Raw genomic sequence first — 22,931 nt, forward strand, 5'->3', positions numbered from 1 at the left:
ATTTTTTGTTGGTTAGTTCAAATCTCTTTCACCTCAATTTCCTCACCAATGTAAACCAACAATTTTTCCTTGACTTCAAACCCGTTTTTTGTTAGGTTTTCTGCGTAAGAATTTATTTGATTCACGTGCTCTTCCTGCATATTTCCCGTTTTGTAATCAATGATTGTTGCGATATTTTCTTGGTATGAAATTCTGTCCGGACGATAAACTTCCCCCAATTCATTGATGAAATCACGCTCGTTGATGGATTTATATTCTTCTGAAAAATAAAGTTTTAAACGGTCATGATTAACAATTTCCAAAATCAATTTTCTGATTGCTTCCGATTCATTTTTCTGAATCAATCCTAAATTGATGATGTTTTGCAAAGTAGAATCGATGTTTTTTTCGGTATAAATAAATTTCATGAAATCATGAATCAATTCTCCGTAAACGATTGATTTTCTTTTTCTCCAGCGTTTCGAAGATTCTTTGCTGATGGTGATTTTTTCATTCCAATTTTCTGAAATAAAAGGAATTTTTTCTGTTTCATTTTTAGAATGTTTCAACACTGAAAAACGTTTCTTTTCTCCTTCCAAAACAATTTCATTTTCAGTCGTTTCTACATAATTATTGAAATAAAGCGAAACACCCTTGTTGTTGGAATTTGGTTTTAATTTTTGAGTTGTGATGTAAAGCTGTTCTACCGCACGCGTCGTAGCCACGTACAACATATTCAGATTGTCCAATTCAAATTCATTTCTTTCATTTTGAATGATTTGCGCGATTTCGGGCGAAACATTTTCCAAATTTCCAAAAGCATCCACAATGAATTCTTCAAACGGTAAATCTTCATCCTGCAGCGGAACCCAGAATTTCGGCGCCATCATTCTTTCGCCCCAATCTGCAAACGGTAAAATCACAACGGGAAACTCCAAACCTTTGGATTTGTGGATGGTCATCAGGTTCACGGCATTGATTCCTTCCGGCATAGAAACGCTGAGTTTTCCCTTTTTTTCTTCCCAATGTTCCAAAAATCGCTGCAAATTGTATTCATTTTTTATCGAATACTCCAACACGAAATCCAAAAAATACTGAATGTAAGCATTGCCATTTTTTCCTAAATTAAAACTTTTTATTGCTTTTTCTGTGAAATCATAAAGTGAGAGCGAAGGTTGAAAAATGAAATTTATATCTAATTCGTATTGAGTTAAATAATCTTTTAAATGAATTAAATTTTCTTTTAGAACTGACTGAATCTCTGAAGTAATATCTTCATTTTGAATAATATTTAATTCATTTAATTTTGTCAGAAATTTAGCTTTTGAAACCAAATCTTCTTCATTTGAGATTGCTTTGAAAAACAATTCAATCAATTGAATCTCAGAAGAATTTGAAACCAATAAAGATTCAGCAGAAATGACCGGAATGTTTTCTTGAGAAAGGAATTCCGCAATCAATTTCCCATGTGCATTCGTGCGGTGCAAAATCGTAATTTCTCCAAATTCAAAACCTTGTTCCAAAACGGAATTTACATTTATCAAAATCTGATTTAATGTATGTTCTTCATAAACTTCAGTTCCATCATTTTTCTCAATAAAATTGAGCTGAACGTAACCGCCTTTTTTATGATTTGATTCCTGATTATTTCCTTGCAGATAAAGATTTTGGTAATTTTCCGTCGGTAAATTTGGAGAAATAGACTGGTAAAATTGATTGTTGAAATGAATGATGTTTTCATAGCTCCGCCAGTTTTTCGGAAGATTTTCAACTGTAATATCCAATACATCTTTTTCGTTGATGAGTTTCACCATTTGCTCGGGATTTCCACCACGGAAACGGTAAATCGATTGTTTCGCATCGCCAACCAACATCACAGTGTCAGAGCCGGCACGTGCATTTTCAATCAACGGATTCAAATTTTTCCATTGAAGCGTCGAAGTATCCTGAAATTCATCGATGAAATAATGATGAAAACGGTTTCCGATTCGCTCGTAGATGAATCCCGAAGGCTGTTTCTGTAGATTGGAACTGATTAGTTTATTGAATTCAGAAATCAACAAAACGTTATTGTCTTCTTTGATTGATTCAACCGATTTTTCAACTTCGTTGATGATGCTGAGCGCAGCAACGGTTTTTTGAATTCCTTCCCATAAAGGCAAATTTTGTAAAATTTTATATGCTTCAAAAAATTGCGATTTGATCTCAGGAAAAATTACTTCAATTGAATTCGAAGTAATTGCAGAAGCTTTTCCAGAAGCAAATTTATCAGGATTTGAATTTTCTATATTTTTTAAATGCGTTGCGGTAGGGAATGAAAAATCATCATTGAGAAATTTTGTAAAAAATCCTGGAATTCCACTTTTTCCACCTGAAAATTCATCTAAAGCAATTCCATTTTTTTGAATTAAATCTAAAACTTCATTTGCAATTTGCTTCAAGTCGTTTTTCCTGGAAGAAACTTTCTGGTAAACGATTTTTCTGAATTTATTAAATTCCTCCAAATCATATTTTTGTAAAGCTCCTAATTTTTCCAAATGCGTATCTGAATAAAGTCCTTTTGCATTGGAAATCAATTCTCTGGTGATGTCCCACGAACGGTTTTCTTCCAAATTATCAACGGCAATTTCAATCAAAACAGATGTTAATAATTCATCTTCTCCGATTTTTGAAAACAATTGATTGACAGATTCTTCCAACAAATTTTCCAAATCCATTTCCACATTGAAATTCACAGATAATCCCATGTCTTGTGCAAATGATTTCATCAATCTTAAATTGAATTTATCAATCGTACTGACCGAAAATCGTGAATAATTATGCAAAATTTTTGAAAGAATTTCTCTCGAACGCAAATGAATTTTTTCAGGTTCTATGTTTAATTCTTGGCTCAAATTATGCAACTCTGAAATTTCAGTGTAATTTTCATTGGAAAATTCAACCAATTTTTCCAGAATTCTTTGCTTCATTTCATTCGCAGCTTTGTTGGTAAAAGTGATGGCAAGAATGGATTCAAATTTGAACGGATTGGAATCTGTGAGTAAAATCGAAAGATATTCTCGGACGAGCGTATAGGTTTTTCCCGCGCCGGCAGAGGCATTGTAGATTTTGAATTCGTTGGATTTTAGCAAAATTTCATTTTTTGCTAATTTACGTTTTAATTAGAATTGTTTGGATTTTGTGGAACATTTTCCAGCACCCAAGTCAAACATTCTTTGAAAGTTTTGAATGAAAAATCTTCTTCCACTAAATTCGGAATAATTTCAATTTTCCGAAGCAAATACTCAGGCTGTTTCTGAACACCGACAAATAGAATTTCCATTTCCTTACTTTTTAAATCAATCAAAATGTCTTCCAAGGCATACAATCCGCTTTGATCGATGTAGGGAACTCTATCCATTCTGACGATTACGTACTTTGATTTTTTAGGAATTTGTGCTGTCAAAAGTTGTAAATCATTGGTTGAACCAAAGAAAATAGGACCTTCTAAATGTTTTATGAATACAGTTTTCCTCAATTCAAGCGGAAAATGTTTTTCGTCGCCCCAAGGCAATTCAGAAAATTCTCCCAAACCAATTAAACCGGAGCGTTTTGAGGAAATTTCTCCCATTTGTTTCATAAAAATCAAGGCAGCAATGACCAATCCAACACCAACCGCAATGACCAAATCAAAAAATACTGTCAACAACATCACAACGAACATCACGATTACGTCGCCTAAAGGCATTTTTCCAATGGCTTTCAAACCTTTGTAATCCATAATTCCGATGCCGACCGTCACCAAAACCCCAGCTAAAACTGCTGAAGGAATCATGGAAGCAATCGGTGCAAAAGCAATCAAAATCGAAAGCAATAGGAGTGAAGCGATAATTCCTGAAATCCTTGTTTTACCGCCGGAATTCATGTTAACCAAAGTTCTGATGGTCGCCGATGCACCCGGAATTCCACCAAAAAGTGCGGACATGCTATTTCCTAATCCTTGTGAAACCAATTCCTGGCTGCTGTTGTGGCGTGTTTTGGTCATGTTATCGACAATCACAGAAGTGAGCAAAGAGTCGATGCAACCTAGCAATGCCAACGAAACAGCCGCCATCACAAAAGGGCTAATGTCGCTGAAATGGAATTGCGTAAATATCTCGTAATGGAAAGTCGGGAATCCAACTGGAATTTTGTCAATAGTATATAAATCAATTTTTAAGGCAATCGCAATTCCGGAAACCAAAACCAAAGCAATCAAAGTGGAAGGAATCGAAGAAGTAATTTTCTTCATTCGGTTTACATATGGAGATTTACTCGGAATGATTTTAATTAACCTTTGAAATCCATAAATGACAACAATCGTAGAAATCACAAATATGAATTCCATAACGTTGAAATTTTTGATGCCTCGGTGTAAATTCTTGATGATTCCTACAGGAGATTTCGTCTGGCTTTTGCTTAAATTTTTAGCTTCTTCTATGATTTCTTTTTCGGTGATGCTTTTTGCAATCTGAACTTTGGTTTCAACCTCGCCCAAATCTTTTAACGTAATTGCTTCCCCGTTATTTCCATCCTGAAAAATTTTTCCGATGATATTGGCTTCGGCTAAATGCCGGTTTTTCTCAATTAATTCTAAATCATTTCCTGCGTTGTAGCCTAATAAAGGGAAAATTTGTCCCATGATTATTATGAGTCCTATCCCAGTCATAAAACCAGAAATTACGGGATATGGGATGAATTTTATGTATTTCCCAATGCCGATAAATCCTAAAATAATCTGCAGAATTCCTGCTAAGAAAAATACCATTAAAATGGATGGAAGAGCAGCGTTCAAATCGCCGTCATTTGCCTGAATGATTCTTGCGATGATGATCATGCTGACTGCAGTCATCGGAGCGGTCGGACCACTGATTTGAGGTTGTGTAGAACAAAGCAGTGAAGCGAAAAATCCGATCGCAATTGCGCCATAAAGCCCCGCAGCCGCACCCAATCCGGATTGTTCACCAAATGCCATAGCTAAGGGTAAAGCAACAATTCCGGCAGTCAATCCACCGAAAATGTCTCCTCTGAGATTTTTGAAAGAGAGGTAATTATTCAAAAATTGCTTCATGAAACCTTTAAATTTTCTATTTCGCAATAATATAGAAAAATAATTGAATTATGGCAATAAAATAATCATATTTTAATGATTTTCGGAAATTATCCCTTTTAAATGATCTAAAATGACAATTGTAGAATTTGGTTTTTGCTGAATGTATTGATTTGAAATTTTACCACGTCTTTCTCTTTCAGATTCGTTTTCGATTAGATTTTTCATTCTCTCATCAAACTCAAATTGATTTTCAAATTTGACTGCTGCTTCGTTTTCAATTAATTCTACTGCTTCAAAATACCGGCCGTAATTTGGTCCGAAAATAATAGGAACGCCGAATACTGCAGGTTCTAAGGTATTGTGAACACCTGTTTTGGTAAATCCACCCCCCACATAAGAAATGTCGGCGTATGAATAAATTTTGGTCAAAATCCCGATGGTATCCACAATTAAAACTCTGGAATTAATTAACTCATCATCATTCAATTGTGTGTAAATTGTAGTTGGTAATTTTAATTTTTCCTTTAGCTGAGTGATTTTTTTCAGGTCGATGTTGTGCGGAGCGAAAATGATTTTCCAATCTTCTGGAAGTTTTGAATTAATGAAATCGGTCAAAATTTCATCGTCGTCGGGCCAAGTGCTTCCGGCAACAATTAATTTGGAATTTCCTTTGAATTTTTCGACAAACATCAATTCATTTTTTGAATTCAAAATTTCTTTCACGCGGTCAAATCTTGTGTCGCCTGAAACTGTGACATGATGGTAATGGATAGATTCTAAAAGGTTTTTTGAATCTTCATCCTGCACAAAAAAGTGAGCAATTTTGCTGATGATTTTTCTGAACCAGCTTGCCCAAGCTTTGAAAAAAAGATTTTTTTCTTTGATCACAGCAGAAATTACTATGATTGGAATTTTCTTTTTCTGAAGCCTTTTGAGCAAATTGTACCAATATTCATATTTGACCAAAATCAAAATTTCAGGATGCAGAATCTTAACCAAAGATTTTGCATTTTTCTTAGAGTCCAACGGAAGGTAAAAAATATAATCTGCGCCTTTGTAATTTTTACGGACTTCATACCCAGAAGGAGAAAAGAAACTTACTGCAATTTTATGATTGGGGAATTCAGTTTTAGCTTTTTCTATCACAGGTCTTCCTTGCTCAAATTCACCCAAAGACGAACAATGCACCCAAATGATTTTATCCCCAGGTTTGATTTGTGATTTCATCTTTTCTTTCCAATTTTTCCTTCCGTCAATCCACAATTTAGCCTTGGGGTTGAAGGAAGAAGCGATGGAAACGGCAAGTCCATACAGCCAAATGAATAAGTTGTAAATGAGATTCATAATCGTGGGCGAAGATACAAATTCCGACGTGTAAATTATTGGGTTAAAATTTTAATTTAAAATTAAGTTCATTAGTGACTTAACATGATTTATTAGGGTAGGTTTGATAGACATAAAAACGAAAAAAATATGTAGGTTTGCTATCAAAATTTTTAAACAATGCGCAAACTTCAAATGGTTGATTTAGGTGCTCAGTACCAAAAAATCAAAAAAGATATAGACGATTCCATTCAGGCTGTAATAGATTCTACAGCATTTATCAACGGACCTGAAGTCAAAAATTTACAAAACGAATTAGAATCCTATTTAAATGTAAAACACGTAATTCCTTGTGGGAACGGAACCGATGCACTTCAAATTGCTTTGATGGCATTAGATTTGAAGCCAGGAGACGAAGTGATTACGGCTGATTTTACATTTGCTGCGACGGTGGAAGTAATTCACCTTTTGGGATTGAAATCGGTTTTGGTCGATGTGGATTATGATACATTTTTGATGGATTCAGAAAGATTGAAATCGGCGATTACACCAAATACAAAAGCGATTATTCCAGTGCATTTATTTGGTCAATGTGCTAATATGGATGAAATCAATCAAATCGCAAAAGAGCATAATTTGTATGTGGTGGAAGATACTGCACAAGCAATTGGAGCTGATTTCAACGGAGAAAAAGCCGGAACAATCGGTACGATCGGAACCACTTCATTTTTCCCTTCTAAAAATCTGGGGTGTTATGGTGACGGTGGAGCGATTTTCACTAATGATGATAAATTAGCGCACAAAATGCGTGGAATTGTAAATCACGGAATGTACCAGCGTTATTACCACGACGAAATTGGTGTAAACTCAAGATTGGACAGCGTTCAGGCATCTATTTTAAGAGTTAAGCTTCCTTTGTTAAATTCTTACAATAATGCGAGAAGACAAGCTGCGGATTTTTACGATGCGGCATTTGCCAATCATCCAAGTATCCTCATACCGACAAGAAACGCAAAATCAACACATGTTTTTCACCAATATACGTTGAGAATTACCAACGGAAAAAGAGATGAATTGCGAACTTTCTTAGAAGGAAAAGGAATTCCGGCGATGATTTATTATCCAGTTCCATTACGAAAACAAAAAGCTTACGATACGGGAAACTACAATGATGCTGAATTTCCAAATACAGACAGATTAATTAATGAAGTAATTTCTTTGCCTATGCATACTGAATTGGACAAAGAACAACTGGAATTCATCAAACAATCTGTGTTGGAGTTTTTTAGTTCATATTCTCCAGAATAAATCAATTCTTAAACTTAAAATTAAACCTTTGAAAAAAATATTAGTAACAGGAGGATTAGGATACATTGGTTCACACACTGCTGTAGCCTTGCAGGAGGCCGGATATGAAGTTGTGATTATTGATGATTTATCTAACTCAGAATTATTTGTTTTAGACAGAATTACAGAAATTACAGGAACCAAACCTGAATTTCATCAAATCGATTTGAAGGATTCAGAAAAAGTAAAAGCATTTTTTGACGGAAATCAAATTGATGGGGTAATTCATTTTGCTGCACACAAAGCAGTCGGCGAAAGCGTACAAAAACCTTTAATGTATTTCAAAAACAATCTGCTTTCCCTGCTCAATGTTTTGGAACAAATGCAAGAGAGAAGTTTAGATAATTTCATATTCAGTTCTTCTTGTACGGTGTATGGTCAGGCAGATGAAATGCCGATCAATGAAAAAGCTCCTATAAAAAAAGCAGAATCTCCTTATGCAAAAACCAAACAAATGGGAGATGAGATTTTGGAAGATTTTGTATCAGCATATTCTAAAAATGCAATATCACTCAGGTATTTCAATCCGGTAGGAGCGCATCCAAGTGCTTTGATTGGTGAATTGCCGAAAGGCGTTCCTAATAATTTAGTGCCATTTGTGACCCAGACTGCAGCCGGAGTCCGTGACTACTTGTCAATATTTGGAAACGATTATCCGACGCGTGACGGAACAGCCATTCGTGATTACATCTACGTTTGCGATTTAGCAGATGCGCATGTAAAAGCCTTGACAAGGCTGATTGAAAAGAAAAACAAATCCGGTCTGGAAATTTTCAATTTAGGAACAGGAATCGGTTCTACTGTTTTGGAAGTGGTAAAATCATTTGAAGAAGTAAATAATTTAAAGTTAAATTATAAACTGGTTGACAGAAGGGCGGGAGACATCGTTGAAGCTTATTCTGACAATGAATTGGCAGAAAAAGAATTAGGCTGGAAGCCGGAAACTTCGCTGGAAGAATCTATGCGAACGGCTTGGGAATGGCAAAAAGGATTATAGGTTGATATAATCTATATTTTCAATCTGAAACTCTTGTAGTTTTCACAACAAAACCAAAATAAATAACGTGTCCTATCATAACACTTGCAAGCATTAAACGAAGCCACCAATAAGGTGGTGCAAAATAAAACGAAATACTCAGCATTGCAAAAACAGAAAGCAATAATACCAATTTTTCTCTGAGCGTCATTGCTTTCTTTTTCTTGTAATTCAACACATATTTTTTATAAACTTTCGTTTCGATGAACCAATTATGAAAACGTTCCGAACCTCTCGAAAAACAAAAAACCGTCAGCAATAGAAACGGTGTTGTAGGCAATATCGGAAGAAATATTCCAGCAATTCCTATCCCTAATGAGATGAACCCGAGTATTACAAGAAAAATTTTCATATCATTTGTTTGAATGCATAAAAAAACCTCCGACTATAAATTTCAGAGGTTTTATTTTTTAATTCTATTTAAGTTTATTTTTTAACTAATTTTTGAGTGATCACTGCACCGTCAGCCAGAACAGCTTTTATTAAATAAATTCCTGTCTGAAGATGAGATAAATTTATATCGCTTACATTATTTTTTTGAACTAGTTGTTTTCCTGTTAAATCATACACCGACAACTGTTTTACCAGTTGAGAAGATTTGATAATAGCAACATCTTTTACAGGATTTGGATAAATGCTGAATGTATTATTTGATAGCTCTTGCACCGAAAGAGTTTCTTGAGTCAATTTGAAATAATTTACACCTGCACCCCAAGACCAATTTCCTTCATCATCAAATACGAAATGAACCTGGAAATCATCATTTTCAAAAGCATAATCCCATACTGAAAGATTAAAAACTGTAGGTTGTACCATCGAAGTTGCACTTAAAATTTCAACCCATTCTTCTCCATCAAATACTTCCACATAAAATCTACCTCCATTGTCCATAGGGTAAAAATTACAAGCGTACTCAAATTCTAAAATGGTATCAATATCCATGGAAGCTGCTTCACTAATAGGTGGAGATAAAAGAGTCGCAATTGACTGACCACCTCCTGATCCATTAGAATCGTCATCAAATATTGCAGCAAGTGAATCAAAAGAATCTACTTGGTTGGTTGGTACTACACCACCTGGTGTGGTGTCACTGTCAAATATCCAAGTTCCCAATCCTTCGACTTCAGTTGTCCAATCAATTGGTTCAACACCCTCATTAAAATTTTGTTCGTAAACAATAACTTGGGCATTTCCAATTGAAATTGAAAATAATAAAAAAGAAAATAAAAGTCTTCTCATAACATAAGTTTTTATAACTAATCGACTAAATTTATAGAGTTTTGTTAAATTATTCAAATTAACCCGATATCTTTTCTGTAATATTCGTAATCAAAATGAATTTTTTTGATGTTTTCGTAAGCGACTTTTCGGGCCTCCTCCATTGTATTTCCTAAACCAACGACGTTGATAACACGTCCACCGGAAGTAAGGATTCTCTCATCTGATTCTTTGGCTCCCGCTATGAAATAAGGACAATCAACCTTTTCCAATCCGCGGATTTCATATCCTTTTTCATAATTACCCGGATAGCCGCCTGAAACCATTACCACACAACAAGCTTGTTGGTTAGAGAAATTTAATTCAAATGATTCTCCTTTGTTTGATTTAGAAATAATTTCGTACAAATCATTTTCGAGCAAAGGCAAAGTCGTTTGCGTTTCCGGATCGCCCATGCGCAAATTGTATTCGAGCAAATAAACACCCTTTGGTGTGATCATCAATCCAAAGAAAATGATACCTGAAAAAAGCAGATCATCAGCAATCAGACCTTTTAATGTAGTTTCTAAAATGTCAGTTTGAAATGCTTGAAAATGTTCATTTTTAAATAAAGGATTTGGTGCGATCACACCCATTCCTCCGGTATTTAATCCGGTTTCACCTTCACCGATTTTCTTATGGTCTTTTGCCGAAACAAAAGGAACGATTTCTTTTCCGTTAAAAACAGAAAGAATCGACGCTTCGAAACCTTCCAAAAATTCTTCAATTACTACTTCTGCGCCGGCATCACCAAAGGATTTATCTTCCATAATATCTAAAACTGCAGCTTTTGCTTCTTCAAAATCCTGACAGATGATCACTCCTTTTCCGGCAGCCAATCCGCTTGCTTTTACAACAATCGGAAATTCTTGAGTTTCCAAATATTCAATAGCGAGCATGGGTCCTTGAAAGTTTTTGTAGGCAGCAGTTTTTACGCCGTGTTTCGCCATGAAATCTTTTGCAAATGCTTTACTGGCTTCCAATTGTGCTGCTTTTTTATCGGGTCCAAAAATTTCCAATCCGGCTTCTTGGAACAAATCTACTACACCTTCGGCCAATTCCACTTCAGGTCCGACGAAAGTCAAATCGATGTTTTCATTTTTTGAAAAATCACGGATTTCTTCTAGTGATTTTAAAGTTACATTGGTTCCGATTTGTGCGGTTCCCGCGTTGCCGGGTGTGAAGAAAAGTTCTAGTGTTTCATCTTTCTTTTTGAAATCTTCTGAAAATTTCCAACCGATGGCGTGCTCTCTTCCTCCACTTCCTATAATTAAAATTCGTTTCAAGTTTAAAGTTTTATGTTCAAAGTTATTTTGATTGTCCATGATTTATTATTCTAAAAATATTGTGTAATTTTTCTTTCCAACATCATTTGTTTTTGGCAAGTGTGGAATTTCAAATTGCGATTCATTCATTGAGCCTGAGAATTCATTGGAATAAATAAATTTATCTTTTTGTTTAAATTTAAGCCTGAATTTGGTTTTGAAATCCCCTCCGTACTTTCGGGCAGATGTTACAAAATAAGATTTGGGTTCTAAAAAATAAAATAATCCCCCACAGATTTTAGAGTTAATTCTGTACTCTATGTGACACCATTCGCCATGTCTATTCATTGCTTGCATGAGGATTGGAAATTCTGTGTACGTGTTCGCGATGTGCCATAAATTTGAATTATTGATAATGTAAACTGCATAAGAATCACCTTTTAGCTGTCCAGTATACATTCTTTCATTGTTAATTATTTGAGTAGTATCAACCCAAATTTTTAACATTGGAAAATTAAAATTCTCAAAATCTGAAAATCTAATTTTACCTTTTACAAAATCAGAATTAATTCTATTCCAAATTTTATAATCATCCATTAATTCTTTTGAAGGAAATTTAAACCACTCCTCACCTCTACCAAAAAATAGAATGTTATAATAAGGTAATTGCATAGAATCTACAATCGTAGAATTTCCTAAAGATTTAAAATTAGATTTGAAATTTGGAAAAAAACTTTCATCGTAAACAGCCGTAATATTGTTCAATTCTTTTAGGGAATCCAATATAATTTTTCCTGCTGATTTTTCTTGAATAGTTTTAGGTATAATTATTTCCTCATTCGAATCATTACAATGGAAACAGAATAAGCAAACAAAATTTAAACAAAGAATTGACCTGATATTTTCAAATTTCCACATCCTCAAATTTTAAAATCAATGTAAAAAATGTCTCATTCCTGTAAATACCATCGGGATGCCGCGCTCGTTGCAGGCATCAATACTTTCCTGATCTTTTACAGAACCGCCCGGCTGAATCAAAGCGGTGATGCCGTTTTCTGCTGCGAATTCAACTGAGTCACGGAACGGAAAAAATGCGTCTGAAGCCAAAACCAGTTCTTCGGTCTGAACTTTTTTGGCACGTTCGATGGCTTGCTGTGCTGCCCAGATACGGTTGGTTTGTCCGCCGCCGATTCCGAAGGCTTGTCCGTTTGTAGCCACAACGATTGCATTGGATTTTACCCATTTCACGATTTTCTGTGCAAATACCAAATCCACCATTTGCTTTTCGGTGGGTTGCTTTTCGGTTACGACTTTCAAATCGGTTGAGAATTGATTGTCTACGCTTTGCACCAACAATCCGCCGTCAACTTTGGCGTAACTCACTTTGTCTGAAACAGGATTTTTAACTTTTATGATTCTTAAGTTCTTTTTAGATTTGAATACTTCCAAAGCTTCTTCTGTAAATGCCGGTGCGATGATGATTTCCAAAAATATTTTGTTCAATTCTTCAGCTGTCGACTGATTTACTTCTGCATTGAAAGCGATAATTCCTCCGAAGATGGAAACCGGGTCACATTCATATGCTTTTTGATAAGCTTCATCTACCGAATCTCCAATTGCAACGCCGCATGGCGTAGAATGTTTCACGGCGCAACAGGTAATTTCCTCAAATTCAGAAACGACTTTGTAAGCCAAATCCATGTCGCGGATATTATTGAATGAAAGTTCTTTACCTTGTAGATATTCGAAATCTTTCATCGCACCGTTTTTGGTTTTATCGACGTAATAAGCCGCTTGCTGATGCGGATTTTCACCATAACGCAAATCCATTACTTTTTCATAAGAAGATTCCAAAAATTGTGGGAAATCTTCGTTCAAAAGATAAGTGGAGATCGCCGCATCATAAGCGGAAGTCAAATTAAAAACCTTTCCTGCCAATAGTTTTCGGGTTTCTAAATTCGTTGTCCCAGCTGTCTCAATTTCCTCTTGAACTTTTGCATAATCATTGGAATCCGTCACTACCGTCACATCGTAGAAATTTTTTGCAGATGAACGCAGCATAGAAGGTCCGCCGATGTCGATGAATTCAATCATTTCAGGTTCGGAAAGTCCGGTGTTCATTTTTCCGAAGAAAGGATACAAGTTCACCACCACAATGTCAATCGGGTTGATGTTGTATTCCTTCAAAGTATTCATATGGTTTTCGTCGGAGCGACGAGCCATGATACCACCATGAATAGCGGGATGAAGTGATTTTACACGTCCGTCAAGGATTTCAGGAAATCCGGTTACATCTTTCACTTCGGTCACTTCGATCCCGTTGTCCTGAAGGTGTTTGAAAGTTCCTCCTGTGGAAAGGATTTTGTAACCTTTTTGGGAAAGGAATTGCGCGAATTCAATTAAGTTTGATTTGTCAGAAACGCTGATTAATGCTTGCTTTTGCATTTTTGAATTTAATTTTATGTGTGTTAAACGTTTAATTTATTGAAAATAAAAAACCTCAGTCGAGGGGTCGCTGAGGCTTTTAGTTTATTTTGCTAATTTTTTTATGGCTTCAATTAAAATTTCTTTCTCTACCTGACTGATTCTCCAAGCGAGCCAATCTACATTTTCTCCAGGTTTGATGGGAAACGCTTGTTGCAATATGATTTCTCCTTCGTCAATGCCTGCGGTTACGTAATGTACGGTGGCGCCGCTTTCTTTTTCATTATTGGCTAAAACGGCTTCATGGACTTTTTTTCCATACATGCCTTTTCCGCCATATTTGGGAAGCAAGGCAGGATGTACATTAATCATTTTATTTTCCCATTTTTCTACGAATTCTTTTGAAAGAATTGAAAGGAATCCCGCCAAAACGATTAAATCAATTTCTTCTCCTTCTAGGTTGTGTTGTGCATCTTCTGAAAATGCTTTCCTATCTTCCAATAAATAAGTAGGAATATCCACGTCTAGGGCACGTTCAACAGCTAGACAATTACGGTCTGCTATGACCATTGAAATTTCAACATTAGGGAGACTGCCGTCTTGAATGGCATCAATGATGTTTTGTAAATTGGTTCCTCCGCCTGAGACGAAAACAGCAATCTTCATTTTTTAGAATGTATTAAAGTATAAAGTACTGTATATAGTACTTTTTTGATGAGGTACAAAGATAATGTTTTGGCGGAAAGATTAAACATTCTCAATATAACTAATTACATTCTGTTGATAGAGGTAAAGTTAAACTAGGAGATGATTGAATTATTCAAGGGTATCTTCGCATTTGCTTTCATCTTTTTCGAGGATGACTTCTCCTTCTTTTATTTCAGTGTCTTCTCCTGATTTTACTGCGATTTCAGTATGGGATATGAGTACTGCATAAGCAGATGGCTGGATGCCGTTTCCGAATACTTTTGCATGTTCTTTGGTAAATTCTGCTCCGAAATATAAAATGGCAGCAGAGTAATAAATCCATAACAGTAAAATAATTACTGAACCTGCTGCGCCGTAAGCACTTGCTGTAGCATTGTTTTGTAAATAGAATGAAATTCCGTAGCGCCCGAGCATAAATAGCAGAGATGTGAAAATAGCTCCGCCTATGATGTCTTTGTTACGGACTTTGGCATCAGGAAGGACTTTGAATATGAATCCGAAGAGGATTGTGATGACCAGAAATGTGATTCCGATGTTGATCCAATTTAACATATTGAGTGAAATTCCGGGAATGATCTGATTGATGTAATTGGTAAATAACATGATGAATGAATTGACCAATAAGGAAACAATTAATAAAAATCCTAATCCCAAAACCATCGAAAATGAAAGCAACCTGTCGATAATTAGCTTTAACCACCCCTTTTTCGGTTTGGGTTTGATGCCCCAAATGGCATTGATAGAGTCCTGAATGTCCACAAAAATAGTGGTAGATGTAAAAACAAGTGTCGCGATACCGATGATGATGCCGAGGTTGGAATCTGTTTGCACCATCATTTTTTCCATGGAAGACTGCATGAATGAAGCAACATTGGAACCGAAAATTCCGTTCAATTCTTCGAAAACTTCAGCCTGTGCTGTGCTTCCTTCTTCGAGTTGTTTGCCGTAGAAAAAACCGATGCACCAAATAACAATTAACAACAATGGTCCGATGGAAAATATAGTATAATAGGCGAGCGATGCGCTGAATTTCATGCAGCGGTCGTCGCCATAACTTTTGGCTGCTCTGAACGTAATCTGCCAGATGCTTTTCCAATAATCGAGTGTAAATTTGTTTTTAATCATGAACTTTGGTTTTATTCATTTTCAGAAAACACATGATGATGAAGCTGATTGCAAAAGAAACTCCCATTGCCAATGCGGAAACTTTCATGCCATTTGTCATTTCAATAATGATTCCAAAAATAAATAAGCCTAGACACAAGGCTATTTTTTCAAATATATCGTAGAAGCTGAAATAGGTCGTGTGGTCTTCTGTAGGCGGTAGTAATTTGGCATAAGTGGAACGCGAAAGCGCCTGCAAACCGCCCATCACCAAACCGACTAAAGCTGCCATGATATAGAATTGCATCTCAGCTGAATCGCTGTTTTTGTTGATGAAAAATGCCAATAAACAAACAAATACCCAAACGAATATTCCGATCAGTAATGTGTTTCTGTTTCCAATTTTTCCTGATAAAAATGAGAATAACCAAGCGCCCAAAATAGCTTCAATCTGGATTAATAAAATAGTCATAATTAATTTATCAGTGGTTAATCCAATTTCTTTTTCACCAAAGATGGCTGCGATTAAAAAAATAGTCTGCATACCTAAACTGTAAAAGAAAAAAGAACCTAAAAAAAATCTAAGCGCATTATGTTTTTTTATTTCTCCCCAAACTTTAAATAATTCTCTAAAGCTGGTTTGGATGATATTTCTCGGGATTTTTTTGTTGTAAATATTGGTAGGCAGACGATTAAATGTAATCTGAGCAAAACCCATCCACCATAATCCCACTAAGACGAAACTAAGACGTGTGTAAAATCCAGCATTATTTTTACCAATAAACATAATCATCACAAGGCATAAAATCAATAAAATTACTGAGCCGACATAACCAACCATAAATCCTTGTGCCGATGTTTTGTCAATGCGGTCTTCAGTAACAATTTCAGGTAAATAAGCATTGTAAAAAACCATGCTTCCCCAATATCCGATTCCCGCTAAAACATTCAGCAATAATCCATACCAGATATTTTCAGATGTGAAAAAAAATAATCCAATGCAGCTCAGAGAGCCTAAATAACAAAAGAATTTCAAGAATATTTTCTTGTTTCCAATAGTGTCAGCAATAGAAGATAAAATGGGAGAAAGTAAAATAACAATGAAAAAACACAGTGCAAGCGAAAATGTAAATGCGGAAGCTGGGTCTATTCCTAAAAATGTTATAGCATCCGGAGATTCAGATTTTGTTACAGAGCTATAATAAATAGGGAAGACTGCAGATGCAATGACGAGTGAATGCACTGAATTTGCCCAGTCATAAAATTTCCAGGCAGTGACAACTTTGGGATTGTTTTTTTGGAACATAAGATTCTTTCGATTATCAAAAATAATGTAAACGAAGATATGAATCTGTAATTTAATATTAAGGATTCAATTCGGTATAAATGTTTAATTCTTTTGAATTTTGTAAATCACCCATTTGTAGTTTTCTTTTTCGATTTCGTGGCTGAAACTGAGTCCAATCTTTTCCAAAACTTTGTGAGAAGCAGAATTTTCTTTCATGGCTCTGCCGACGATTTCATTTAAATCTAATATTTTAAATCCAAAATCCAGACAGGCTTTTGCGCTTTCGGTCGCATAACCTTTGTTCCAATGTTCTTCAAAAAAACGAAATCCGATGTCGGTTTCATTTCCGTTAAAATTCAAGCCGCACCAGCCCAAAAAATGGTTTGTTTTTTTATCGATGACCGACCATCTGCCATAGCCGTTTTGTTCGTAATTTTTATAATTACTAAGGAAATTTTTTGCTTCCTCAATATTTTTAAATGCTTCATCGCCTGTAAATTGAATTACTTTTGGGTTTGAATTTAATTTGAAAAAATATTCAGCATCGTCGATGTGGAATTCACGTAAAATCAATCGGGGAGTTTGGAGGATGTTTTTCATATTTAATAATATAAAAATCTGTTATATTTCAATACAATCGAATCATTTCTTTTCCAACGAATCCAGCCCGATATTGAATCATTTAATTTGACTTTCATCCAATCATTTTGAATCGTATCGATTTGATAATTTATAAATTCTAACTTGGTGTTGATTTTATTTCCATCGGGTTGGTTGTGGAATATTAAATTATCTGAATTAGGGATAAATGAAGACCTAAAAGTAGTCATCCAATCTTCGAACAGGTACCAATTTTTAATTTCATCAGGAACAAAATTCGGATCAAAATTAATTTCTTTTAAATAATTTGAGATACTTAAATCTTGGTATTTTTCTAGGTTTAAATATACAAATTCAGATTCTTTTTCATTTATAATGACTTGCCAAAAGTTTTTATCTTTTTCTAAAACTCTGAAAATGATTTGTGGTTTAAATTCTATTAATCCTTTTTGTTCGTTTATTTTAGCTTCTTTCTCCGTATCTCCTTGATAAATTTTGTAAGGTTGTAACTGTTGTTTTAGAATTGAGGTTTTGATTTTATTATTTTTAAATACAATAGAATCAAAGGGAATTTTGCTGGTTTTGTCTGAATACAAATAAATCGGAGAGTTTATATCCAAATAAATTAATCCAATTCCCGTTTTTTCTTCAGAAATACCTATTTCGAATGTTCGATTACATGAAACAAGAAGAATAGAAATTAATAAAAGGGTTCTGATTTTCATGTATCAAATTTAGCCAAAATAGATATTACTTACTTTGAATATTTATTAATAATCAATACTTTAAACATCACTTTCGCATAGAGAGCTTGAGTCTGGATAATTTTTTCGCTTTCTAATTAGTTTTGGTTAGGGATTTTTATTAGGATTAAATTTGATAGAATTTATAATATAAAAGAAATTATTTCAAAATTTCCCAAAAATGATTCTGAATTTTAAACTGGAATTTCTAAAAAATAAAAATCAGATGTTTCCATGACGATATTAATGAATTAAATTATTGTTTGATTTTGCAATCGATTAAATCAGAATCATATGTTTGAAATATTTGACATTCACAGTTTTCTCATTACTTTTGCAACCGAAAACAAACAAAAATGGCAACAGATTATTTTAAAATAGAAGAATTACTTACTGAAGAAAATATACTCGTTCAGCAAAGTGTCCGAGAATTTGTCAATCAGGAAATCAAACCTGTAATTGACGAAGCGGCTCACAACCATACAGATTTACCGGGATTGATGCCGAAATTGGGCGCAATCGGAGCTTTAGGTCCATATATTCCAGAAGAATATGGCGGTGCAGGATTGGATCAAATTTCTTATGGATTGATCATGCAAGAATTAGAAGCGGGCGACAGTGCGGTTCGCTCAGCGGCTTCAGTTCAGTCTTCATTGGTGATGTACCCGATTTATTCATTTGGTTCAGAAGAACAAAAAAGAAAATATTTACCAAAATTAGCTTCAGGCGAAATGATTGGTTGTTTCGGATTGACGGAACCAAACCATGGTTCAAATCCATCTGGAATGGAAACCAAAATAGTAGACAAAGGTTCTCATTATGTTCTGAATGGTGCAAAAATGTGGATAACAAATTCACCCGTAGCTGACATTGCAGTTGTTTGGGCAAGAGATGAAGAAGGAAAAATCAGAGGAATGGTTGTGGAACGTGGAATGAAAGGTTTTTCAACTCCTGAAACGCATAACAAATGGTCGCTTCGCGCATCGAAAACCGGAGAATTGGTTTTTGAAAATGTTGAAGTTCCAAAAGAAAATATATTTCCACACGTAAACAGTTTGAGAGGGCCTCTTTCTTGTTTGAATTCGGCTCGTTATGGAATTTCTTGGGGTGTAATCGGCGCAGCAATTGACTGTTATGAAGTAGCTTTGAAATATTCATTAGAAAGAAATCAATTTGGGAAACCCATTGCTTCATTTCAGTTGCAACAAAAGAAATTGGCTGAATTTGTAACCGAAATCACCAAAGCACAATTACTGGCTTGGAGATTGGGAACTTTGAAAAACCAAGACAAAGCAACGCCTGCACAGATTTCAATGGCAAAAAGAAATAACGTGAGAATGGCAATTGACATCGCACGCGAATCTCGTCAAATCCTTGGTGGAATGGGGATTGTAGGCGATTATCCGATGATGCGCCACGCTGCAAATTTAGAATCAGTTATCACTTACGAAGGAACACACGACATTCACTTGTTGATTACCGGAAACGACATCACAGGAATTAATGCGTTTGAATAAATAAAAATTAGTATCAAGTATCGAGTAGCAGGGCATAACATTCTTACTACTTGATACTTACTACTTGATACTTCATCAAAATGAAAGAAATCCAAATCCTCCTTCCCAAAATGGGCGAAAGCGTAATGGAAGCTACCATTACCGATTGGCTGAAAAATCCAGGCGATAAAGTTGCAAAAGATGAATTGTTCGTAACCATTGGAACAGATAAAGTTGACAGTGATTTACCTTCTGAATATGAGGGAATTTTGAAAGAAATCCTTGTAAAGATTGGGGAAGAAGCCAAAGTCGGAAGTCCGATTGCTATTTTTGAAGTGGATGAAAATACTGTTGTTCACGCTGAAATGGTGGAGTCAACTGAAAAAGTTTCAACAAATTCAGATGTGAAAACCGAATTGATTTCAACAAAATCAATCGACGGAAAATCTTTTCTTTCGCCCGTTGTGAGGAAAATTGCCGCGGAAAGCAAATTGGAAATCGAGGATTTGAAACAAATTCAGCCGACTGGCGAAAACGGTAGAATCCGTAAAGTGGACATTTTGAATTATTTGAATAAAGATTCAAAACCTGTTCAGCAAAAGGTTTCAACGAAATTAAATCTCAACATAAAACCGGAAGACAAAGTAGAAACTTTGCCAAGAATCCGTCAAATTGCAGCGGAACATCTACAGACTTCGTATCAAATTATTCCGCACGTTACGACTTTTTCAGAAGTAAATGTGACGAATCTGGTAAATCACCGCGAAAAAATCAAAGACGAATTTCAGAAAGAAAACGGACTAAAAGTCACTTACACGCATTTCATCATGAAAGCGGTGATTGAAACTTTGGTTGAATTTCCGAAGTTCAATGCGTGGATGAACGAAGATGAATTAATCCTCAAAAATGACATCAATTTAGGATTTGCAACGGCTTTGCCAGACGGAAATTTAATCGTTCCGAATGTAAAAAAAGTCAACGATTTGGATTTGAAGGCAATCATCGAAAACGTAAATTTAATCGGTAATAACGCAAAATCCAATAAACTCAAATCAACGGACATTCAAGACACAACGTTTACGGTGAGTAACACCGGGATTTTTGGAAGTTTGATGGGAACACCGATTATCAGCCGACCTCAAGTTGCGGTTTTGGCTTTGGGCGAAATCCGTTCAGGCGCAGGAGTTGTGGTAGTTGATGGCAAGGAAGAATTGGCGGTTTGTAAGATAATGATGCTTTCGCTTTCATATGACCATAGAGTGATTGACGGCGCTTTGGCTTCGCAGTTTTTGAGTGCGTTGAAAAAACGATTGGAAAATATTTAAGTTGTCATTCTGATTGCAGCGTAGTGGAATGAAGAATCTATCTGAAACTTCGAATATCAAATCTCCTTTGTCGGAAATTGAGGATTCGACGAGATAATGAGAATATTTAATTCAACAATATATTTATTATGAAACTCACCAATAACGATATTATGAAAAAGCTTCGCGTCGCTCTGAAATTGAGGGATGACGAAATTGTTGAAATATGTGCTTTGGTTGATTTCAAAGTTACCAAAAGCGAGCTCGGAGCGATTTTCAGAAACGAAGACCACGCCAATTACAAAGAATGCGGCGATCAATTTCTTCGTAATTTTTTAAACGGATTGGTCATCCACCTACGAGGTCCGATGCCAAAAAAATAATAAAAAAATTGAAATTTTGATGCTGAATTTTCAATATTAAGAAATGAAGATATTGCTTCTTATTAATTTTCTTGACCTCTCATTTTTTTAAGCTAAATAATTGATAGTTATTTAATTGTAAGCTCAATTGTTTCGAGTTTAAGGTAAATAAGAGGTTTACTTTGATTGGCTTACCTTTGCAAAAAATCAAACATTAGAAACTCAGCAATAATTTTCTGAAATCTAAATTCTAAAATCAATTTATGGATTCATTTCAAGATTTTAATTTGTCAAAGCAATTGCAAAATGCCATTGACGATTTAAATTTTTCAAAACCAACTCCGATTCAAGCTCAATCTTATTCCGTAATTCTTTCTGGGAAAGACATGGTCGGGATTGCGCAAACCGGTACTGGTAAAACATTTGCTTATATGTTGCCTATTTTGAATGAGCTTAGTTTTTCGAAACAGGTTTCGCCACGGGTTTTGGTTTTGGTTCCAACGCGTGAATTAGTTGTACAGGTCGTGTCAGAAATCGAAAAATTAACTAAGTATAATTCCATCAGAGTTTTAGGCGTTTATGGCGGTGTGAATATGAACACGCAGAAAATAGAAGTAGAAAAAGGAATGGACGTTTTAGTGGCTACTCCTGGACGATTGTATGATTTGGCTTTGTGCAAAGCTTTGTCATTGAAAACCGTTAAAAAATTAGTAATTGATGAGGTCGATGTAATGTTGGATTTGGGTTTTAGATTCCAGTTGACCAATATTTTTGAACTGTTACCGCAACGCCGTCAAAACATTATGTTTTCTGCGACGATGACAGAAGAAATTGATACATTAATCAATGATTTTTTTGCAAATCCAGCCAAAATTTCTGTTGCTGTCAGCGGAACGCCGCTCGAAAATATAAAACAAGAAGTTTATCCGGTTCAAAATTTTTATACCAAAGTAAATTTACTGAGTCATTTATTAAAAGACAGAAAGACCTTTCATAAAGTTTTGGTTTTTGTTTCCAATAAAAAACGTGCAGATTTATTGTTTGAGGCTTTGAATGAAGAATTTGGTGAAGAAATCGCAGTGATTCATTCCAATAAAACACAGAATTACAGGATTCGTTCAATTCGTCAGTTTGACGAAGGTCAGAACCGAATTTTGGTTTCAACAGATGTGATGGCGCGAGGTTTGGATTTGATTAATATCTCACACGTTATCAATTTTGACACACCTGCATTTCCTGAAAACTACATGCATCGCATCGGTAGAAGTGGTCGTGCCGGAAATGACGGGAATTCGATTTTGTTTTATACCGAAACGGAAATGTTTCATAAACAGTCAATTGAGGAGTTGATGGATTATCAAATTCCCGAAAAAGATTTTCCGGAAGAAGTTGAAATTTCAACGCAATTGACTTGGGAAGAACAACCGAAAGATGTGGAAATGATGAAGCCTCTTCCTAAGAAAGTAGAAGGCGGAGCAAGTTTTCACGAAAAAAAGGAAAAGAATAAAAAGGTAAATTTAGGTGGATCTTACCACCGTGAAATTGCTAAGAAATACAAAAAAGCCAAAACGCGCGGCGATAAAAATTTCAACAAGCGAAATAAAAAGAAGTAAATTTTTTCAAA

The 22,931-nt window shown here is 35.2% G+C and carries 19 protein-coding genes; 6 read left to right on the plus strand and 13 right to left on the minus strand.

Going from position 1 to position 22,931, the window contains the following annotated elements:
• Window positions 1-17: 17 nt before the first annotated feature.
• The 3 genes from B8977_RS10710 to B8977_RS10720 form a co-directional block, all read right to left on the minus strand.
• Complete coding sequence (locus B8977_RS10710; protein WP_084017718.1) at window positions 18-3,110, minus strand: UvrD-helicase domain-containing protein; 3,093 nt, start codon at window positions 3,108-3,110, stop codon at window positions 18-20.
• Window positions 3,111-3,136: 26 nt separating this feature from the next.
• Entirely contained in the window at window positions 3,137-5,068 is a 1,932-nt protein-coding gene (locus tag B8977_RS10715; RefSeq protein ID WP_084017719.1) for a SulP family inorganic anion transporter, read from the minus strand.
• 72 nt (window positions 5,069-5,140) lie between these two features.
• On the minus strand, window positions 5,141-6,394 hold the full coding sequence (locus B8977_RS10720) for a 3-deoxy-D-manno-octulosonic acid transferase (RefSeq protein WP_084017720.1): 1,254 nt from the start codon (window positions 6,392-6,394) through the stop codon (window positions 5,141-5,143).
• Between the two features lie 159 nt (window positions 6,395-6,553).
• Between B8977_RS10720 and B8977_RS10725 the strand changes: the two genes are divergently transcribed.
• Together B8977_RS10725 and galE are read left to right on the plus strand one after the other, a co-directional pair.
• Entirely contained in the window at window positions 6,554-7,681 is a 1,128-nt protein-coding gene (locus tag B8977_RS10725; protein ID WP_084017721.1) for a DegT/DnrJ/EryC1/StrS family aminotransferase, read from the plus strand.
• Window positions 7,682-7,709: 28 nt separating this feature from the next.
• Complete coding sequence (gene galE, locus B8977_RS10730) at window positions 7,710-8,717, plus strand: UDP-glucose 4-epimerase GalE (protein ID WP_084017722.1); 1,008 nt, start codon at window positions 7,710-7,712, stop codon at window positions 8,715-8,717.
• A 19-nt stretch (window positions 8,718-8,736) separates the two neighbouring features.
• On the opposite strand, the gene B8977_RS10735 is transcribed toward galE, so the two are convergent.
• From B8977_RS10735 to B8977_RS10780, 10 genes are all read right to left on the minus strand, one after another.
• The gene (locus B8977_RS10735; RefSeq protein WP_084017723.1) at window positions 8,737-9,108 is read right to left on the minus strand and encodes a YbaN family protein; all 372 of its coding nucleotides are present in this window, start codon (window positions 9,106-9,108) and stop codon (window positions 8,737-8,739) included.
• A gap of 74 nt (window positions 9,109-9,182) precedes the next feature.
• On the minus strand, window positions 9,183-9,995 hold the full coding sequence (locus tag B8977_RS10740) for a T9SS type A sorting domain-containing protein (RefSeq protein ID WP_084017724.1): 813 nt from the start codon (window positions 9,993-9,995) through the stop codon (window positions 9,183-9,185).
• Between the two features lie 53 nt (window positions 9,996-10,048).
• Window positions 10,049-11,338, minus strand: a complete 1,290-nt coding sequence (gene purD / locus B8977_RS10745) for a phosphoribosylamine--glycine ligase (RefSeq protein WP_084017725.1) — start codon at window positions 11,336-11,338, stop codon at window positions 10,049-10,051.
• A gap of 6 nt (window positions 11,339-11,344) precedes the next feature.
• Window positions 11,345-12,043, minus strand: a complete 699-nt coding sequence (locus B8977_RS10750) for a hypothetical protein (protein WP_143736467.1) — start codon at window positions 12,041-12,043, stop codon at window positions 11,345-11,347.
• A 168-nt stretch (window positions 12,044-12,211) separates the two neighbouring features.
• Complete coding sequence (gene purH, locus B8977_RS10755) at window positions 12,212-13,723, minus strand: bifunctional phosphoribosylaminoimidazolecarboxamide formyltransferase/IMP cyclohydrolase (RefSeq protein ID WP_084017727.1); 1,512 nt, start codon at window positions 13,721-13,723, stop codon at window positions 12,212-12,214.
• A gap of 84 nt (window positions 13,724-13,807) precedes the next feature.
• Complete coding sequence (gene purN, locus B8977_RS10760) at window positions 13,808-14,368, minus strand: phosphoribosylglycinamide formyltransferase (protein WP_084017728.1); 561 nt, start codon at window positions 14,366-14,368, stop codon at window positions 13,808-13,810.
• 150 nt (window positions 14,369-14,518) lie between these two features.
• Window positions 14,519-15,535, minus strand: a complete 1,017-nt coding sequence (locus B8977_RS10765) for a YihY/virulence factor BrkB family protein (RefSeq protein ID WP_221405783.1) — start codon at window positions 15,533-15,535, stop codon at window positions 14,519-14,521.
• Window positions 15,528-16,820: an MFS transporter gene (locus B8977_RS10770; RefSeq protein WP_084017729.1), complete on the minus strand. Its 1,293-nt coding sequence runs from the start codon at window positions 16,818-16,820 to the stop codon at window positions 15,528-15,530. Before B8977_RS10770 ends, B8977_RS10765 begins: the two co-directional genes overlap by 8 nt.
• 84 nt (window positions 16,821-16,904) lie before the next feature.
• Window positions 16,905-17,402 (minus strand): GNAT family N-acetyltransferase, encoded by a 498-nt coding sequence (locus B8977_RS10775; RefSeq protein ID WP_084017730.1) that lies wholly within the window; start codon window positions 17,400-17,402, stop codon window positions 16,905-16,907.
• A 2-nt stretch (window positions 17,403-17,404) separates the two neighbouring features.
• The gene (locus tag B8977_RS10780; protein ID WP_084017731.1) at window positions 17,405-18,127 is read right to left on the minus strand and encodes a hypothetical protein; all 723 of its coding nucleotides are present in this window, start codon (window positions 18,125-18,127) and stop codon (window positions 17,405-17,407) included.
• Window positions 18,128-18,501: 374 nt separating this feature from the next.
• Here B8977_RS10780 and B8977_RS10785 point away from each other — a divergent pair, with 374 nt between their 5' ends.
• The 4 genes from B8977_RS10785 to B8977_RS10800 all read left to right on the plus strand — a co-directional run bounded on the left by B8977_RS10785 (window position 18,502) and on the right by B8977_RS10800 (window position 22,920).
• Entirely contained in the window at window positions 18,502-19,662 is a 1,161-nt protein-coding gene (locus tag B8977_RS10785; RefSeq protein ID WP_084017732.1) for an acyl-CoA dehydrogenase family protein, read from the plus strand.
• Between the two features lie 80 nt (window positions 19,663-19,742).
• Window positions 19,743-20,966 carry a dihydrolipoamide acetyltransferase family protein gene (locus B8977_RS10790; RefSeq protein WP_084017733.1) on the plus strand — a complete coding sequence of 408 codons (1,224 nt, stop codon included), beginning with the start codon at window positions 19,743-19,745 and terminating at the stop codon, window positions 20,964-20,966.
• Between the two features lie 128 nt (window positions 20,967-21,094).
• On the plus strand, window positions 21,095-21,328 hold the full coding sequence (locus B8977_RS10795) for a DUF1456 family protein (RefSeq protein ID WP_084017734.1): 234 nt from the start codon (window positions 21,095-21,097) through the stop codon (window positions 21,326-21,328).
• A 242-nt stretch (window positions 21,329-21,570) separates the two neighbouring features.
• Entirely contained in the window at window positions 21,571-22,920 is a 1,350-nt protein-coding gene (locus B8977_RS10800; protein ID WP_084017735.1) for a DEAD/DEAH box helicase, read from the plus strand.
• Window positions 22,921-22,931: the final 11 nt, after the last annotated feature.

Origin of the sequence: Moheibacter sediminis, from assembly GCF_900176425.1 — a bacterium.
GTDB lineage: Bacteria > Bacteroidota > Bacteroidia > Flavobacteriales > Weeksellaceae > Moheibacter > Moheibacter sediminis.

Bases quoted from the DNA above. Each gene is read 5' to 3' on its own strand.
- B8977_RS10715 (WP_084017719.1), bottom strand. From the start codon at position 5,068: ATGAAGCAATTTTTGAATAATTACCTCTCTTTCAAAAATCTCAGAGGA.
- B8977_RS10720 (WP_084017720.1), bottom strand. From the start codon at position 6,394: ATGAATCTCATTTACAACTTATTCATTTGGCTGTATGGACTTGCCGTT.
- B8977_RS10725 (WP_084017721.1), top strand. From the start codon at position 6,554: ATGCGCAAACTTCAAATGGTTGATTTAGGTGCTCAGTACCAAAAAATC.
- B8977_RS10735 (WP_084017723.1), bottom strand. From the start codon at position 9,108: ATGAAAATTTTTCTTGTAATACTCGGGTTCATCTCATTAGGGATAGGA.
- B8977_RS10740 (WP_084017724.1), bottom strand. From the start codon at position 9,995: ATGAGAAGACTTTTATTTTCTTTTTTATTATTTTCAATTTCAATTGGA.
- purD (WP_084017725.1), bottom strand. From the start codon at position 11,338: ATGGACAATCAAAATAACTTTGAACATAAAACTTTAAACTTGAAACGA.
- purH (WP_084017727.1), bottom strand. From the start codon at position 13,723: ATGCAAAAGCAAGCATTAATCAGCGTTTCTGACAAATCAAACTTAATT.
- purN (WP_084017728.1), bottom strand. From the start codon at position 14,368: ATGAAGATTGCTGTTTTCGTCTCAGGCGGAGGAACCAATTTACAAAAC.
- B8977_RS10765 (WP_221405783.1), bottom strand. From the start codon at position 15,535: ATGATTAAAAACAAATTTACACTCGATTATTGGAAAAGCATCTGGCAG.
- B8977_RS10770 (WP_084017729.1), bottom strand. From the start codon at position 16,820: ATGTTCCAAAAAAACAATCCCAAAGTTGTCACTGCCTGGAAATTTTAT.
- B8977_RS10775 (WP_084017730.1), bottom strand. From the start codon at position 17,402: ATGAAAAACATCCTCCAAACTCCCCGATTGATTTTACGTGAATTCCAC.
- B8977_RS10780 (WP_084017731.1), bottom strand. From the start codon at position 18,127: ATGAAAATCAGAACCCTTTTATTAATTTCTATTCTTCTTGTTTCATGT.
- B8977_RS10785 (WP_084017732.1), top strand. From the start codon at position 18,502: ATGGCAACAGATTATTTTAAAATAGAAGAATTACTTACTGAAGAAAAT.
- B8977_RS10790 (WP_084017733.1), top strand. From the start codon at position 19,743: ATGAAAGAAATCCAAATCCTCCTTCCCAAAATGGGCGAAAGCGTAATG.
- B8977_RS10795 (WP_084017734.1), top strand. From the start codon at position 21,095: ATGAAACTCACCAATAACGATATTATGAAAAAGCTTCGCGTCGCTCTG.
- B8977_RS10800 (WP_084017735.1), top strand. From the start codon at position 21,571: ATGGATTCATTTCAAGATTTTAATTTGTCAAAGCAATTGCAAAATGCC.